Source organism: Serratia sp. ASV30, from assembly GCF_016428815.1.
In the GTDB taxonomy this organism is placed as follows: domain Bacteria; phylum Pseudomonadota; class Gammaproteobacteria; order Enterobacterales; family Enterobacteriaceae; genus Chania; species Chania fonticola_C.
In genome coordinates, this window is sequence record NZ_JAELTL010000006.1 from 39,234 (window position 1) to 55,267 (window position 16,034).

Annotated in this window: 16 protein-coding genes; 7 read left to right on the top strand and 9 right to left on the bottom strand. The window is 54.7% G+C overall.

Features of this window, described 5'->3' with window-relative positions; genetic code table 11:
- Positions 1–76 precede the first annotated feature (76 nt).
- A complete protein-coding gene (gene fsa, locus JHD74_RS03820; protein ID WP_021806558.1) occupies positions 77–742 on the bottom strand; it encodes a fructose-6-phosphate aldolase in 666 nt (221 codons plus the stop codon).
- Positions 743–889: 147 nt separating this feature from the next.
- On the opposite strand from fsa, the gene JHD74_RS03825 reads away from it, so the two are divergent.
- Genes JHD74_RS03825 through JHD74_RS03835 form a run of 3 tightly spaced genes read left to right on the top strand, consistent with a single transcriptional unit; the run spans position 890 to position 5,024 of the window.
- On the top strand, positions 890–1,792 hold the full coding sequence (locus JHD74_RS03825; RefSeq protein WP_199061745.1) for a glycyl-radical enzyme activating protein: 903 nt from the start codon (positions 890–892) through the stop codon (positions 1,790–1,792).
- Between the two features lie 4 nt (positions 1,793–1,796).
- Entirely contained in the window at positions 1,797–4,229 is a 2,433-nt protein-coding gene (locus JHD74_RS03830) for a formate C-acetyltransferase/glycerol dehydratase family glycyl radical enzyme (protein WP_199061747.1), read from the top strand.
- 48 nt (positions 4,230–4,277) lie between these two features.
- Positions 4,278–5,024, top strand: a complete 747-nt coding sequence (locus JHD74_RS03835; protein WP_199061749.1) for a DNA-binding transcriptional regulator YciT — start codon at positions 4,278–4,280, stop codon at positions 5,022–5,024.
- Between the two features lie 32 nt (positions 5,025–5,056).
- Here JHD74_RS03835 and araD read toward each other — a convergent pair whose 3' ends face one another.
- Positions 5,057–5,752 carry an L-ribulose-5-phosphate 4-epimerase gene (gene araD, locus JHD74_RS03840; RefSeq protein WP_199061751.1) on the bottom strand — a complete coding sequence of 232 codons (696 nt, stop codon included), beginning with the start codon at positions 5,750–5,752 and terminating at the stop codon, positions 5,057–5,059.
- A 376-nt stretch (positions 5,753–6,128) separates the two neighbouring features.
- Between araD and osmB the strand changes: the two genes are divergently transcribed.
- Positions 6,129–6,347, top strand: a complete 219-nt coding sequence (osmB, locus tag JHD74_RS03845) for an osmotically-inducible lipoprotein OsmB (RefSeq protein ID WP_199061792.1) — start codon at positions 6,129–6,131, stop codon at positions 6,345–6,347.
- A gap of 146 nt (positions 6,348–6,493) precedes the next feature.
- Here the strand turns inward: osmB and yciH are convergent, their stop codons facing one another.
- Together yciH and pyrF are read right to left on the bottom strand one after the other, a co-directional pair.
- Positions 6,494–6,820 (bottom strand): stress response translation initiation inhibitor YciH, encoded by a 327-nt coding sequence (gene yciH, locus JHD74_RS03850; protein ID WP_024529279.1) that lies wholly within the window; start codon positions 6,818–6,820, stop codon positions 6,494–6,496.
- Between the two features lie 10 nt (positions 6,821–6,830).
- On the bottom strand, positions 6,831–7,559 hold the full coding sequence (gene pyrF / locus JHD74_RS03855; protein WP_024487003.1) for an orotidine-5'-phosphate decarboxylase: 729 nt from the start codon (positions 7,557–7,559) through the stop codon (positions 6,831–6,833).
- Between the two features lie 327 nt (positions 7,560–7,886).
- Between pyrF and JHD74_RS03860 the strand changes: the two genes are divergently transcribed.
- The gene (locus JHD74_RS03860; protein ID WP_024529278.1) at positions 7,887–8,147 is read left to right on the top strand and encodes a YdgH/BhsA/McbA-like domain containing protein; all 261 of its coding nucleotides are present in this window, start codon (positions 7,887–7,889) and stop codon (positions 8,145–8,147) included.
- 79 nt (positions 8,148–8,226) lie between these two features.
- Here the strand turns inward: JHD74_RS03860 and JHD74_RS03865 are convergent, their stop codons facing one another.
- Positions 8,227–9,156 carry a LysR family transcriptional regulator gene (locus JHD74_RS03865; protein WP_199061753.1) on the bottom strand — a complete coding sequence of 310 codons (930 nt, stop codon included), beginning with the start codon at positions 9,154–9,156 and terminating at the stop codon, positions 8,227–8,229.
- A 153-nt stretch (positions 9,157–9,309) separates the two neighbouring features.
- Between JHD74_RS03865 and JHD74_RS03870 the strand changes: the two genes are divergently transcribed.
- Entirely contained in the window at positions 9,310–9,597 is a 288-nt protein-coding gene (locus JHD74_RS03870; protein WP_074029387.1) for an Arc family DNA-binding protein, read from the top strand.
- Positions 9,598–9,688: 91 nt separating this feature from the next.
- Here the strand turns inward: JHD74_RS03870 and lapB are convergent, their stop codons facing one another.
- The 3 genes from lapB to pgpB form a co-directional block, all read right to left on the bottom strand.
- Positions 9,689–10,861 (bottom strand): lipopolysaccharide assembly protein LapB, encoded by a 1,173-nt coding sequence (lapB, locus tag JHD74_RS03875; protein ID WP_024529275.1) that lies wholly within the window; start codon positions 10,859–10,861, stop codon positions 9,689–9,691.
- A gap of 6 nt (positions 10,862–10,867) precedes the next feature.
- Positions 10,868–11,170, bottom strand: a complete 303-nt coding sequence (locus JHD74_RS03880) for a LapA family protein (RefSeq protein ID WP_024486501.1) — start codon at positions 11,168–11,170, stop codon at positions 10,868–10,870.
- A gap of 372 nt (positions 11,171–11,542) precedes the next feature.
- A complete protein-coding gene (pgpB, locus tag JHD74_RS03885) occupies positions 11,543–12,307 on the bottom strand; it encodes a phosphatidylglycerophosphatase B (protein ID WP_199061755.1) in 765 nt (254 codons plus the stop codon).
- A 277-nt stretch (positions 12,308–12,584) separates the two neighbouring features.
- Between pgpB and ribA the strand changes: the two genes are divergently transcribed.
- Complete coding sequence (gene ribA, locus JHD74_RS03890) at positions 12,585–13,178, top strand: GTP cyclohydrolase II (protein ID WP_024529263.1); 594 nt, start codon at positions 12,585–12,587, stop codon at positions 13,176–13,178.
- A 32-nt stretch (positions 13,179–13,210) separates the two neighbouring features.
- On the opposite strand, the gene acnA is transcribed toward ribA, so the two are convergent.
- The gene (acnA, locus tag JHD74_RS03895) at positions 13,211–15,883 is read right to left on the bottom strand and encodes an aconitate hydratase AcnA (protein ID WP_199061757.1); all 2,673 of its coding nucleotides are present in this window, start codon (positions 15,881–15,883) and stop codon (positions 13,211–13,213) included.
- Between the last annotated feature and the right edge of the window lie 151 nt (positions 15,884–16,034).

Sequence of the window (16,034 nt, forward strand, 5' to 3'; positions counted from 1 at the left end):
CTCCAGGATGAGCCGGTTGAAACTGGCTCATCGAATATCTACAAGGGCGGCCAAGTGCCGCCCTTTTCAATGCATTTTAGCTTATCAGCGTCGTGCCGAAAGCCCCCTGCCAATCCTGTTCAAACTTCTCTACCGCCGCCTGAACCGCCGGGGTGGAAATAAACTGTTCTGCCACATCCACCGGTAAAGTGATCGACTGACAGCCAGCCAACAGACACTCCAACGCCTGACGTGGCGTTTTGAAGCTGGCCGCCAGCACCTTGGCATGAGGAGCATGCAGCGATAACAGCTGTTGCAACTCGTGCACCATTTCAACGCCGTCGCCGCCCTGCGCGTCCAGACGGTTAACGTAAGGTGCCACATACTCTGCCCCGGCCAACGCCGCCAGCAACCCTTGACCAGCCCCGTAAACGGCGGTACCCAAGGTTGGGATCGACATGGATTTCAGCTTCTTGATTGCCGCCAGCCCCTCTGCGGTGGTGGGGATCTTCACTACCAAGCCCGGCACACGTTGACTCAGCAGGACGGCTTCGGCAACCATACGTTCCGCGTCGTTGGCCATCACCTGGGCAAACAGCTTGCCGGTACCGCCTAACGCATCACGCAAGGCCGGGAGAACCTCCCAGATCGGCTTGCCTTCTTTGGCAACAATGCTTGGGTTGGTGGTCACACCGTGCAGCGGCAAGACGCGCGCCAAACGTTTCACTGCGCTGACGTCGGCAGTATCGAGATACAGTTCCATAACCTTCTCCTGATTCTTTTGTGGGCAGATTCAAACTCTGAACATAATAAGCGAAAAAAGCCCTCATCATTTGATTAAAATCAAATCAACTTTCATTCGAAACCTATTTAATTTACGTAAGAAGATTTCAAACTTCACAGGTGACGAATGCTTTTCAATCTACAGCGCTACTCAACACATGACGGCCCAGGCATCCGCAGCGTGGTATTCCTTAAGGGCTGCTCACTTGGCTGCCGCTGGTGCCAGAACCCGGAAAGCCGTTCGCGCCAGCAGGAGCTGCTGTTTGATGAGCGCCTGTGTCTGGCGGCCTGTACCCTGTGCAGTGAGAGTTGCCCGCACGCGATCACCCGCGTCGACGACAAGACTCTGAGCCTGCAACGTTCATTACTCACTGCCGCCGATTATGACGCATTAAACGGCTGTTGCCCAACCGGGGCGCTGAGCGTCTGCGGTACGGCGCTCGACCTTGATGCGGTAATGGCCGAAGTAATGCGCGATAAGCCTTACTATCTGCGCACCGGCGGTGGCCTGACGCTGTCCGGCGGTGAGCCGTTTATGCAGCCAGAGGTTGCGGCTGAACTGCTCAAACGCGGGCGAGAGGCCGGTATCCATACCGCTGTAGAATCTTGCCTGCATACGCCTTGGTCCTATATCGAGCCATCTCTGCCCTGGCTAGACCTGATGCTGGCAGATCTGAAGCACGTCGACCAGGTTCGCTTCAAGCAATGGACCGAAGGCTCCGCCAAACGGGTGATGGATAACTTCCGCCGCTTGGCCGCCGCTGGCATTCAGATCACCGTGCGGGTGCCGTTAATCCCCGAATTCAACGCCGATCGCGACTCGATCCGCGCCATTACCGACTTTGCCGCCGATGAAATCGGTGTCAAAGAGATCCATTTTTTACCGTACCACACGCTGGGGATGAATAAATACCATCTGCTCGGCGCGCCTTACTACGCTTCCCGTACCCCACTAGACGACCCCGAACTGCTGGCCTATGCCGAAGATTACGCCAGCGCCAAAGGTCTGACCGCCATTTTGCGAGGATAACACCATGACAACGCTGGATCTGACTACCCTGACCGAACGCACGCTAGCGCATAAAAACGCGCTGATCCATATCGTCAAGCCACCGGTCTGCACCGAACGCGCCCAGCACTACACCGAAACATACCAGCAGCATCAGGATAAGCCGCTGCCGGTAAGGCGTGCCATGGCGTTGGCTAACCACTTGGCCAAACGGAGCATCTGGATCAAGAATGATGAGCTGATTATCGGTAACCAGGCTAGCCAGCTTCGCGCCGCGCCGATCTTCCCGGAATACACCGTCAGTTGGATCGAAAGCGAAATTGACGAGTTGGCCGATCGCCCCGGCGCTGGTTTCTCCGTCAGCGAACAGGATAAAAAGATATTGCACACCCTGTGTCCATGGTGGCGTGGTCAGACCGTGCAGGATCGCTGCTATGGTATGTTCACCGATGAGCAGAAAGCCCTGTTGGCTACTGGGATCATCAAGGCCGAAGGTAACATGACGTCTGGCGATGCGCACCTGGCGGTCAACTTCCCGCTGTTGCTGGAAAAAGGTCTGGATGGCCTGCGTGAGAAAGTATCTGAGCGCCGTGAGCGCCTGCACCTGACGGACTGGGACGACCTGCATAAGGAACAGTTCCTCAAGGCCATCGACATCTCGCTAGACGCCCTCAGCGAGCATATCCTGCGCTTTGCCCAGTTGGCCCGTGAAATGGCCCAGGAAGAGCAACGCATCTGGCGGCGTGAAGAACTGTTAACCATGGCGGCCAACTGCGAACTGGTCGCCCATCAACCGCCACAGACCTTCTGGCAGGCGCTGCAACTGTGTTACTTCATTCAGCTGTTCCTGCAGATCGAATCCAACGGTCACTCCGTATCCTTTGGCCGCCTCGACCAATATCTGTATCCTTGGTATCGCCGTGACGTGGAGTTGGAGCAAAGCCTGCCGCGCGAAAAAGCCATCGAGATGCTGCACAGCTGCTGGCTGAAACTGCTGGAAGTGAACAAGATCCGCTCCGGCTCGCACTCCAAAGCCTCCGCCGGTAGCCCGCTGTACCAGAACGTCACCATCGGTGGCCAGAAGTTGGTCAATGGCCAGCCTTGTGACGCGGTCAACCCACTCTCTTACACCATTCTGGAATCCTGTGGCCGTCTGCGGTCAACGCAGCCTAACCTCAGCGTGCGCTATCACGCCGGGATCAGTAATGATTTCCTCGACGCCTGCGTGCAGGTGATCCGCTGCGGCTTCGGCATGCCGGCGTTTAACAACGATGAGATCGTGATCCCCGAGTTTATCAAGCTGGGCGTCGAACCACAGGATGCCTACGATTACGCCGCTATCGGTTGTATCGAAACCGCCGTTGGCGGCAAGTGGGGCTATCGCTGTACCGGGATGAGCTTTATCAACTTTGCCCGCGTGATGTTGGCAGCACTGGAGCAAGGGCGCGACGCCACCTCCGGCAAGATTTTCCTACCGCAGGAGCTGGGACTGTCTCAGGGCAACTTTAGCCAGTTTGACCAGGTGCTGGAGGCCTGGGATACGCAGATCCGCTATTACACCCGCAAATCGATTGAGATTGAGTGCGTAGTCGATACCGTACTGGAAGAAAATGCCCACGACATCGTGTGCTCGGCCTTGGTGGATGATTGCATCGAGCGCGGCAAGAGCGTCAAACAAGGCGGTGCGAAATATGACTGGGTGTCCGGCCTGCAGGTTGGGATCGCCAACCTGGGTAACAGCCTGGAAGCGGTACGCAAGCTGGTGTTCGATCAGGGAATTATTGGTCAGCAACAGCTGGCTCAGGCTCTTGCTAACGATTTTGCTGGCCTGGACGGCGAACAACTGCGCCAACGCTTGATCAACGCGGCGCCAAAATACGGCAACGATGTGGATGATGTTGATCAGCTGCTGGTACGGGCCTATCAGACCTATATCGACGAACTGAAGCAGTATCACAACACCCGCTTTGGCCGTGGCCCGATCGGTGGTACCTACTATGCGGGCACCTCCTCCATTTCGGCCAACGTCCCGTTTGGTGCTGCCACCATGGCTACTCCAGACGGCCGTAAAGCGCATACGCCATTGGCAGAAGGGGCTAGCCCGGCCTCCGGTACCGACCATCTTGGCCCAACGGCGGTGTTCAACTCGTTGAGCAAACTGCCCACCGAATCGATTCTGGGTGGCGTGTTGCTGAACCAGAAGCTGAACCCGTCAACGCTCGAGAACCCGCGTGACCGCGAAAAACTGATGCTGATGCTGCGCACTTTCTTCGAGGCTTACCATGGCTGGCACGTGCAGTATAATATCGTGTCGCGGGAAACGCTGTTGGCCGCCAAGCAACATCCTGACCAATATCGCGATTTAGTGGTACGCGTAGCTGGATATTCTGCCTTCTTTACCGCATTATCCCCAGATGCGCAGGATGACATTATCGCGCGTACCGAACATACTCTTTAATCAGTGAATCGTTGCGGTCACCCTTTGGTGGCCGCCTATCAGGCCGCTATGAATTCAAGACAACAAACCATTTTGCAGTTGGTGAATGACTGCAGACGCATCAGCGTTGGCGAGCTGGCGCGCGCCTCTGGCGTTTCTGAGGTGACGATCCGCCAGGATCTCAATCTGTTAGAAAAACGCAGCTATCTGAAACGCGTTCACGGTTCTGCCGTTGCGCTGGAAAGCGACGACGTTGATGCCCGCATGATGTCCAACTTCACGCTTAAGCAGAAGCTGGCACAATATGCTGCATCGCTGGTCAACGATGGCGAAACCATCTTTATCGAGAGCGGCAGTGCCAACGCCCTGCTGGCCCGCTATCTGGCCGAGCGCAAGCGCGTCACGCTGATCACCGTCAGCCATTACATCGCCCATCTGCTTAAAGAGACCGACTGCGATGTGATCGTACTCGGCGGCATGTATCAGAAAAAGAGTGAAACCGTGGTTGGCCCGTTAACCCGCCTGTGTATCCAGCAGGTGCACTTCAGCAAGGCGTTTATCGGGGTGGATGGCTATCACGCGGAAACCGGCTTCACCGGCCGGGATATGATGCGTGCCGACGTGGTCAATGCGGTATTAGCCAAAGGCGTAGAGAACATTGTGCTGACCGACTCGTCAAAATTTGGCCAGATCCAACCTAATCCATTGGAACCAATGAGCCAGATTGGGCGGGTGATCACCGATTCACGTATCGCCAACGACTACCAGCAATTGCTCAAACGGCAAGGTATCAAGTTGGATCTGGTTAACGAATAACGGCTACGGGGCCCTTCGGCCCCGTGGTAAGGTTACTGCCCGTAGTAGGCATGCGCACCGTGCTTGCGCAGATAGTGCTTGTCCAGCAGGGTCTGCTGCATATTGCCCAACCCAGGCGCTAACTGGCGCGAAAAGATCCCCATATAGGCCAACTCTTCCAATACGACGGCGTTATGCACCGCGCTGTCAGCATCTTTTCCCCAGGCAAATGGACCGTGGGAATGCACCAGCACCGCTGGTATCTGGGCAGCATCCAACCCGCGCTCTTTGAAGGTTTCGACGATCACCTGCCCGGTTTCCCATTCATAACGGCCGTTGATCTCTTCGTCCCGCATTAGCCTGGTACAGGGAATATCACCATAGAAGTAGTCTGCATGTGTCGTTCCCCAGGCGGGGATGGCTAATCCGGCCTGTGCCCAAATGGTGGCGTGGCGCGAGTGGGTGTGAACAATCCCACCCGCGGCAGCAAAGTTCAGGTACAGCACCCGGTGGGTATCCGTATCGGAAGAAGGCTTTTTACTCCCCTCCACCACCTTGCCGCTCTCCAGTTCCACCACCACCATATCGTCACGGGTCATGGCATCGTACTCAACGCCAGAAGGTTTGATCACCATCAGCCCCTGCTGGCGGTCTACGGCGCTGACATTGCCCCAGGTAAAGGTCACCAGATGATGGCGCGGCAACTGAAGATTGGCTTCCAGCACCTGTTGTTTGAGTTCGTTTAGCATGATCATATCCTTGTGGCTTGGTCTGCGACCATTGTCAGCAGGCATGCCACAAGGCGGTATGGGATAGATCGCTAAAGACCACGTAGAGTTCTGCTGGATACACAAAGATGTGTGGTGGCTGATTCGGAATAATCGCCTGCCGACCCGGGCTAAATTAAGACTATTTCCCTATTTATCCCCCGTCAGAGATTTATACTGAAACAAGGCGAAAAAACCGCCCTGATTTTTTAATTGCCCTATTTTGTGCAATAAATGCCATTTTTTATTTCAAGGTTGTCTGGAAGGCAGCGCCAGGCCAGTTTGCTGATTACTGCCTATACTAAAGCTGTACTATGCCAGCAAAGTAGTTCCATATAGCCGATGCTAAGGAGAACTCATTATGATCATTAATCAACGTTTTGCCAACGCCGCCGTGGTGATTACCCTGGCCCTGTCGCTGAGTGCCTGTTCGAATATGTCTAAACGTGACCGCAACACGGCGATTGGTGCCGGTGCAGGTGCGGTAGGTGGTGCAGTGCTGACTAACGGCAGCGCGTTGGGGACCGTCGGCGGTGCCGCTGTTGGTGGTATCATCGGTCACCAGGTGAGCAAATAAGCCACGGCTTGCCGATACCTCTGCCAATAGGCTAGCAAAAGCTTTACGCTTTGACGTCTAATCGAAAATACTTTCAGGTCTATTCACACGTTGTTTTTACGAGCGCTGCCGCAGTAACCTCACTACGGCAGCGTTTATCCGTATGATTAACCACCAGCCAGTTTTACCTTCATCCCCTTGGCTTCCAGCAGTTGCTTAAGCAGGTCGCGTTTGTCGCCCTGGATCTCGATCACGCCATCCTTCACCGAGCCGCCACAACCGCATTTCTTTTTCAGTTCAGCAGCCAGTTTATCCAGTGCCGCATCATCCAGATCGACACCGGTGATCAGGCAAACCCCCTTGCCTTTTCTGCCGCTGGTCTGGCGTTGAATACGCACGATGCCATCGCCTTTGGCGCGCTCTGGCTTGGCTTCTTCCTGCTTGATACGCCCGCTGTCGGTGGAGTACACCAGGCGGCTATTATCATCATTCATGCTGGGTTCCTTACGCCAATGAGGCTCGAATAGCGCTGAGCGCTGCCGCTGGATCGGCGGATTGCGTAATCGGACGGCCAATCACCATATAATCAACTCCAGCGGCCAGAGCCTGCACAGGCGTCATTACGCGGCGCTGATCGCCAGCGGCACTGCCTTCAGGGCGAATACCTGGAGTAACCAGTTGGAACTGATTGCCACAGGCAGCTTTCAGGCGTGAAGCTTCCTGTGCAGAACAGACCACGCCGTCCAGGCCACAATCTCGCGTCAGGCGAGCCAATCTTTCCGCCTGCTCTGCTGGGCTGAGTTCGATACCAATAGCGCGCAGATCTTCCGCCTCCATACTGGTGAGAACGGTTACGGCAATCAATAGCGGTGCATCCGCGCCATAAGGCAGCAGCGCCTCTTTGGCCGCGTTCATCATGCGAGCACCACCGCTGGCATGTACGTTCACCATCCATACGCCCAACTCCGCTGCAGCGGCTACGGCATGTGCCGTGGTGTTAGGAATATCGTGGAATTTCAAATCGAGGAAAACCTCAAATCCGCGCTGATGCAGATCGCGCACGATCTCAGGCCCGAACAGGGTGAACATCTCTTTACCCACTTTTAGCCGACAATCTTGCGGATCGATGCGGTCGGCAAAGGCCAATGCGGCGGAACGGTCAGCGTAATCCAATGCCACGATGATGGGCGATGATTTTAAGTCATTGTTATTTGAATTATTTTCAGACTTCATAGCTTCTACCTTGTGTGAAATGGACATGATGAGTAAGCCGCCAGCAAAACTGACCGCCGCATTCTACATGCCAGACAGCGGAAATCCCAGTCACGCAGTCTGTTGCCGTTACGTAATGTTAACGCAGCGTTGGTCATCGACTGTCAATAACCCCCTGCGCCCTTAACTCAGGGTGAGTAAAACGCGGTAAAGAAGCGTAAATTGTTAATCAAATAATTTGATTAACATGCTCAAGCCTATCCGATTTCATCCGTTTATAAATGCTCTATTATTCAATACATCGAAAGCGGAAACACTTTCACCCTCAAAACTAAATTGGAGATACTCATGAAAGGCATCAAATATTTTGCAGCAGCTACCGTTCTGGCCCTAACCTCATTTGCCAGCGTTGCCGCTGAGCCGGTCAGTCAGCAACAGGCACAGAAACTGACAGAAGTTGGCGTAGTTTCTGCTGGTGGAGCCACCACATTGAGCAGCCTGGAAGCTAAACTGGCGGCCAAAGCCGAAGCCCAAGGCGCTAGCAGCTACCGCATTGTCGCCGCCGGTGGTAACAACATGCTGCATGGCAACGCGGTTATCTATAAATAAGTTCGAGCCACCCTCTAGATTATCTGAACGGGCGCTGCATTCGGCGCCCATCCTCTACGACACCACACCTCACCTGTTTTTATTCTGGTACCAACTTGCGGCAGACATTCAGTACCAATTGCCGCAGCCAACGATGAGCCGGATCCGCCTCGGCACGTGGGTGCCACAGCTGCGATATCGCAATCGGGCTGGTGGTTACCGGCAGTTCAAAAGCCCAGAGTGTCGCTACACCCCCATCAATATTGGTCACCGGTTGATTGATCAGGAATGAGGCAGGCACCAACGCCACCAGATCGGATTCCTGAGCTACGGCCAAGGCAGCTGGAAAACTCGGCACCACGGCGGCAATGTTGCGCCGCAAACCTAGTTCAGCCAATGCTTCGTCTACCGGCCCATAGGTGTGCTCCCGTCGGGAAGCGACAACATGGCCCAAAGCGGCATACTGGCTGGCCGTCACCTCGAATTCCCGCGTCAGCGGATGCCCCGCTCTTACCACGCCAACGAAGCGATCCCTGAACAGCGCCTGCAGGCGTATTTCCGGCCCCATGGTTCCCAAAACACCAATCTCAAGATCGACCAGACCTTCACGCAGATGCTTTGAGGTTTTCTCTGGCTTGGGCGAAAAACGCAGGCGCACTAAAGGCGCTGCCTTCGCCGCGGCCGCAATCAGTGAAGCTCCAAATGCCTCCACAAACCCCTCATTGGCACGAATGATAAAAGTTCGCTCCAGCGTGGCGAGGTTCAATTCTGTGGCTGAAGGACGCAGCACCGAACGCGCCGCAAATACGGCATTTTGCGTACGTTCACGAAGCTCCTCGGCATATGGCGTCAACACCATGTGCCGCCCGGCGCGCACCAACAAGGGATCTTCGGTAACGGTGCGTAGCCGGGTGAGCGTGCGGCTCATGGCCGAAGCGCTTAAACCAAGACGACGCGCAGCACCAGCCACGCTGACTTCAGCAAGCAACGCATCAAGGGCGATGAGTAAATTGAGATCGGGTTCAGTCATGGCTCATAGTATCTCGACCAGAAAAATGAGGAAAGCGTGGCGCGTTTGTATAGCTCACTTTTGTTACAAATTTATTAAATTTTTATTACACACTAGACAGATCTGCACGGCTGACTTAGCTTGATGGTAACCTCCCGCGTAAAAGGCAGCAAAATGAGCGAGATATCGACACTTACCATCAAGATCCCTCTGGCACTGAAAGAGCAAATCAAGGCGATTGCCTTGGAAAACCAGCTTTCATTGAGTGCGGAGGTTTGCCAACGGCTGGAACATAGCTTCGAAGTCCCGGCCAAAGCCAACAAGAAAGTGGCTCCATTGCATCATGACGATATTGATAATCAAGGTACCGAAGAGGAAGTTGAACAACCTCTTAGCCAGAAAGAGCTGAAGAAGCTGCGCCAACTGCTGAAAGGCGGCGCGAAAGGCAGCAAGAAAAAATAAGGCTAAATGAATTTGTAGGCGATGAGCATTAACTCCGTGCTACCCCTCTCCCACAGGGAGAGGGAACCGACCGAGTTGGGATGAGGCGCAATTATTGCCCATCTAGCCCGCGTATAGGTTTAACCGAAGACCAGGCCCGGCACGAAGGGCAATGCCAGTAAAGTGAATGGGCGGTAAAGCCGCATTTGTGGCAGCGGTAGCGTGGTTTGGTGCGGATCTGCTCGCCCACCATATCCCGCAGCAACAGCAGGCTTTCTTTGGCGCGCCCGTCTTCTGCATCAGCCAGATGATAATCCATCAGGCGATAAAACACGCGCATGGTCGGATGGCGCTGCAACTGGCGATTGATGTACACCTGCACCACATCGCTCCCTTCCTTCTGCTCGATCACTTCCGCCAGCATCAATTCCGCCGTGGCACCGGTATTCTCCGCCACACAACGTTTGAGGAAGTCTGCCCAGTCTTGCTCTTGTTGAGGCAAGTGCTGGTAGCATTCCTGCAGCATCGGCAACGCTTCGCTGACCAACTCCTTGTCTTGATCCAATACGCGCGTCAGCGTTTCTACCGCCTTGGCATACTCCTCTTGCGCCATGAAGATACGCCCAACCATGATCGACACGCGAGCGCACTGTTTATCCGCCGAGGCCGCGCGCTTGAGCAGGCTCATCGCCTTATCCAGATCGTCGCTGCCCATCGCCTGCAGGGCCAGCTCACAATAAAAATGTGCGATCTCAACGCGCTGCTTTTCCTTACCCAGCTTGACCAGTTTTTCTGCAACTTCGATGGCTTTCTGCCAGTCGCTGGTGGCCTGGTGGATCACCAGTAATTGCTGCAGCGCGGAAACACGGAAGTCTTCTTCATTGATTAACTGGCTGAACATGTCTTCGGCGCGGTCATACAACCCGGCGGCCATATAGTCACGCCCCAGTTGCTGTATCGCCAGCAGACGCTGTTCGAAGGTTAGAGAAGCGCTTTCCATCAAGGCCTGATGGATGCGGATGGCGCGATCGACCTCACCACGAGAACGGAACAGATTGCCCAATGTCAGATGGGCTTCAACGGTATTGCTGTCCTCTTTCAACATGTCGAGAAACAGATCGACCGCTTTGTCCTGCTGGTTGGAAAGCAGGAAGTTAACCCCAGCCACGTATTCACGCGACAGGCGGTTGGCTTCCTGTTGTTTATCCTGCTGAGCACTTCTGCGCCCCATGTACCAACCGTACGCGGCAGCTACAGGCAGCAACAGAAACAGCAGCTCTAACATAACAGGTTATTCCTTGCTGACTGCGGGCAACGGTGCCGGCTCGACAGGTGCTTCGAGTTGCAGTTCCAGCCTTTTGATTTTCCGCTCTGCACGCCCAAGAGCGATACGTGTGCGCAGATAAAATAACCCACAAATAATCCAACCCAGCACAAAGCCAGCACCAAACAGGGTGGCCAACAGGGTTGATACCGGATATTCGCCCTGAGCAACCAAATAGTTAAACGTCACCACCTGGTCGTTATGCGCGCCCAGCGTGACTGAAGCCACGAATATCACCAGAACCAATAAAAAAATCAGTAAATATTTCACATTCTTTCCCGCAATGCCGAGTGAATCGGATGAACTCTACCCTCAAGGCCACAAACCGGAACCCAATACAGGGTTTGCAGCCCACGGGTAATTGCCGCTAAGTGGCGTCCCTATGACTTAAGTTAGCATTTCCCGTCGTAGCAGGGAAACCCTGGCAGACGATAAAACCGTAGATCTGCTGGGATATTCAGCAAGAAATTCAGCGCCTGAGCAAATTAATGAGAAAGCTTCTCAAAAACACGGGTTTGATAAGATATGGGGGCGAAAGAACAGATTGCAATGCAGGGTAAAAACCAGCGTTGATGCGGCCCCGAGTTGGAGCCGCGATTGGTGACAACGTCACGATAAATTTTCATCACCTTCCGTGCTAAATCACTTATCGCGTTCCCGCTCGCCGATTTCCTGCTGCTCCTGCGGGGGAATGGTGAGTGGCCCAAACCAACGCTGAGTCAGCCAACTTGCCAGGGTAACCAGCAGCCAGCTAATGACAATCGCCATCGCCAGATCCCGCGGCCAATGCATGCCGAGCATCAGGCGGCTTCCCATCACGCCAAATGCCCAAACCATCAGTACCGCTACGGTTTTAAAGTGCCTCCGTGGCCACAGTAACCCGACCCCCAGCAATGCCCACGTAGCGGCAAACATCGTATGGCCTGAAGGGAACGAAAAGCCGGTCTCAAACTGCCAGTGTTTGCTCAGCCATTCAGGCACCAGCGCCTGGCCCTGCAACTGCTCTTTGACCAAGGCGCTACGCTGCTTTCTGTCCAACGAGTAGAAGTATTTTTCATCAATCTGATGGGTCGACTCCAGCCATATGACAAACGGCCGAGGTGCCTGCACCTGCTCTTTGATGGCGGATTTGACCGCCTGACCAATTCCGACTGCCGCAGACAGCAGGATGAACAACCCCACCGCCGCTTTCAGCCGAAAGCGTAAACACCACAGAAACCAGGCCGACAGCATCAGGCTGGTAAGGATCCCCCAGGGCGCAGTGACGGTTTCCGTCACCCAGAACAGCGCTTTTAACAGGCCGTCATTACCGCCGGGTTGCCAGTGCCAGCCAAAAAGCCAGACCGCGAGGGGCAACAACATCAGCACAATCGCTCCGCCCGCCGTGCGTTTTGCTATCTTTAACATCCCATTATCCTTCCGCTGTGGTTAACCCGCAGTGTAACAATCTTGCTAACTCAGCAAAACAAGAGAAATTAGGCAGATAACTCACCTATTGTAGCAATAGGGGCGGTAAAACGCCGGATGCTGCTTTGCTGAGCACCACTCGGCCAGAAGTTATGGCAAAATAGCCACTAATGTATGAAATAGCGATCGTCGCCGTCTGTTTTAATGCTGGTCAGTCCCCTGTTCCAGTCGTAGGATGCACGCAGCGATTTGACAGGTAGTGTTTTTGGAGAGTGACATGCAGCTTAAACGTGTGGCGGAAGCCAAACTGCCAACACCATGGGGTGATTTTCTGATGGTGGGGTTCGAAGAACTGGCCACCGGGCACGATCATCTGGCACTGGTTTTCGGCGATATTACCGGCGAAACACCGGTCCTCTCACGGGTTCATTCCGAATGTCTGACCGGTGATGCGCTGTTCAGCCTGCGCTGTGACTGCGGTTTTCAACTGGAAGCCGCGTTGGAACAGATCGCCGAGGAAGGCCGTGGCATTCTGCTGTATCACCGCCAGGAAGGCCGCAATATCGGTCTGTTGAACAAGATACGTGCCTATGCCTTGCAGGATAAAGGTGCGGACACGGTGGAAGCCAACCATCAGCTAGGCTTTGCCGCCGATGAGCGAGACTTCACTCTGTGCTCCGATATGTTCAAACTGCTGGGGGTGGATGCGGTGCGCCTGCTGACCAATAACCCGAAGAAGGTCGAGATCCTGAGCGAAGCGGGCATCAATATTTCTGAGCGCGTACCGTTGATCGTTGGCCGTAACCCGAAGAACGAGCGTTATCTGGCCACCAAGGCCGCTAAAATGGGCCATTTGCTGGACAAAAACTAACAACAAGGGCGCCTTTGGCGCCCTTGTTCTCTCTACAGCATTTTACGGATAACGTAGTGCAGGATGCCGTCATTCTGGTAATAAGTCAGCTCATTGCCGGTATCAATGCGGCAACGGGTATTCACCACCACCTGCCGACCATCGGCATAGGTGATATTAACCGGCACCGTCTGGCCAGGTTGCAACGCCTGTAAACCACTCACGTCGATCAGTTCTTCCCCCGTCAAAGCCAGCGTTTTGCGCGTTATTCCCTGCGGGAATTCCAGAGGCAAGATGCCCATACCGATCAGGTTTGAACGGTGGATACGCTCAAAGGATTCTGCGATCACCACGCGTACCCCCAATAAACGAGGGCCTTTGGCTGCCCAGTCGCGGCTGGAGCCGGAGCCATACTCTTTACCGGCGATCACCGCCAGTGGCACCTGCTCCTGCTGATACTGCATGGCGGCATCATAGATCGCCATCTGATTCTGCGAAGGCAGATGGCGAGTATACCCCCCCTCCACGCCCGGAACCATTTCGTTACGGATACGGATGTTGGCGAAGGTGCCCCGCATCATCACTTCGTGGTTACCGCGGCGCGAACCGTAAGAGTTGAACTCCTTCACCTCGACACCACGCTCGCTCAGATAACGCCCCGCCGGGCTGTCGCGCTTGATGTTACCCGCAGGCGAGATATGGTCAGTGGTCACCGAGTCTGCCAGGATTGCCAGAATACGTGCGCCGTGAATATCCTGCACCGGATCCGGTTGCGCTTTCATGGTACTGAAGAATGGTGGATGGCGAATATAGGTAGAATCGGCTTGCCATTCGTAGGTCGCGGAACCGGTCACCTGGATCGCTTGCCAACTGGCATCGCCATCAAACACTGCACCATATTCCTTATGGAACATTTCGGTGCTGACTTCTGCTACGGCTTGGGCAATCTCCTGGCTGGTAGGCCAGATATCCTTCAGATAGACCGGTTTGCCGTCGTGGCCTTCGCCCAACGCATCTTTGGTCAGATCAACCTTCATGTTACCTGCCAGCGCATAGGCAACCACCAGTGGCGGCGAAGCAAGCCAGTTGGTTTTTACCAGCGGATGGATGCGCCCTTCAAAGTTACGGTTACCGGACAGCACGGCCCCTACGGTGAGATCCCCTTCCTTGATCGCCTGCTCAATCGGTTCAGGCAACGGGCCAGAGTTACCAATACAGGTCGTACAACCGTAGCCAACCAGGTTAAAGCCCAATTGCTCCAGGTATGGCGTCAGTTTGGCGCGATCGAAGTATTCGGTCACCACTTTGGAACCCGGTGCCAGTGAGGTTTTTACCCAAGGTTTAGTCTTCAAGCCCTTTTCAACGGCCTTTTTGGCCAACAGGCCAGCGGCCATCATCACGCTCGGGTTGGAGGTATTGGTACAGGAGGTAATGGCTGCGATCACCACCGCGCCAGTATTTAGCTCCAAGCTTTTGCCACCCAGCGTGAAGCTTTTCACTTCCTGCTTATCTTTCTGACCGCCAATTTCCAACTCGGTCGCGGCGGTGAATGCTGTAGGCACCTGCGGCAACGCGACGCGGTCCTGCGGACGTTTCGGCCCTGCCAGGCTGGCCTCAACCGTTGACATATCCAGCGACAGCGTGCTGGTAAACACCGGTTCATCGCCTGGATTACGCCACATCCCCTGAGCCTTGGCATAGGCTTCCACCAATGCGATCTGCTCAGCGCTACGACCACTTAACTGCAGGTAGCCCAGCGTCACGTCATCCACCGGGAAGAAGCCACAGGTTGCCCCGAACTCTGGCGACATGTTGGCAATGGTTGCCCGGTCTGCCAACGGCAAATCAGCCAGCCCATCACCATAAAATTCAACAAACTTCCCGACGACGCCGTGCTTACGCAGCATTTGGGTAACGGTGAGCACCAAGTCGGTGGCTGTAATACCCTCGGATAACTTACCACTGAGTTTAAAGCCCACCACATCCGGGATCAGCATGGAGACCGGCTGGCCCAACATGGCTGCTTCGGCCTCAATACCGCCAACGCCCCAGCCCAGAATACCAAGGCCGTTAATCATGGTGGTGTGGGAGTCGGTCCCCACCAGGGTATCGGGGTAAGCGATGCGTTGGCCGTTCTCTTCGGTATGCCAAACGGTTTGCCCCAGATACTCCAGGTTCACCTGATGGCAGATGCCGGTGCCGGGTGGCACCACGCGGAAGCGGTTGAAGGCCTTTTGCCCCCAGCGCAGGAAGGTGTAGCGCTCGTGGTTGCGCTCCATTTCGATGCGCACGTTTTCGCCAAAGGCGTCATCGTCACCAAACTCATCGACGGTAACCGAGTGGTCAATGACCAGATCGACCGGTGACAGCGGATTCACCTGATCGACTTTCCCGCCCAGGCGCAGAACGGCCTCTCGCATTGCCGCCAAATCCACCACGGCAGGTACGCCGGTGAAGTCCTGCATCAGCACCCGCGCCGGGCGATAAGCAATTTCACGATCGGCATGACCGGTTTGCAACCAGCCTACGATCGCCTTCAGATCGTCAACCTGTACCGTATCACCATCCACATGGCGCAACAGGTTTTCCAGTAACACTTTCATCGATTTCGGCAGCCGGTCAATATCCCCTAACTGTCTGGCCGCCAGTGGCAAACTGTAATAGTGATACTCACTACCCAGTGCTACCAGCTTATCCATACTCGTTTTGCGAAGATCGGACGACATAGCTCCTCCATTTTTTATTATGTCAAACCAGGGTGATTTCTGAGGTGTTATTTAAAGATAACACAAACGCCATGTAACGTTTTGATAACAACACGTATTGATCATAACGATAGGCAGGAGTAATCAAAGGCAGGAAGCTACTGGTAGGTCA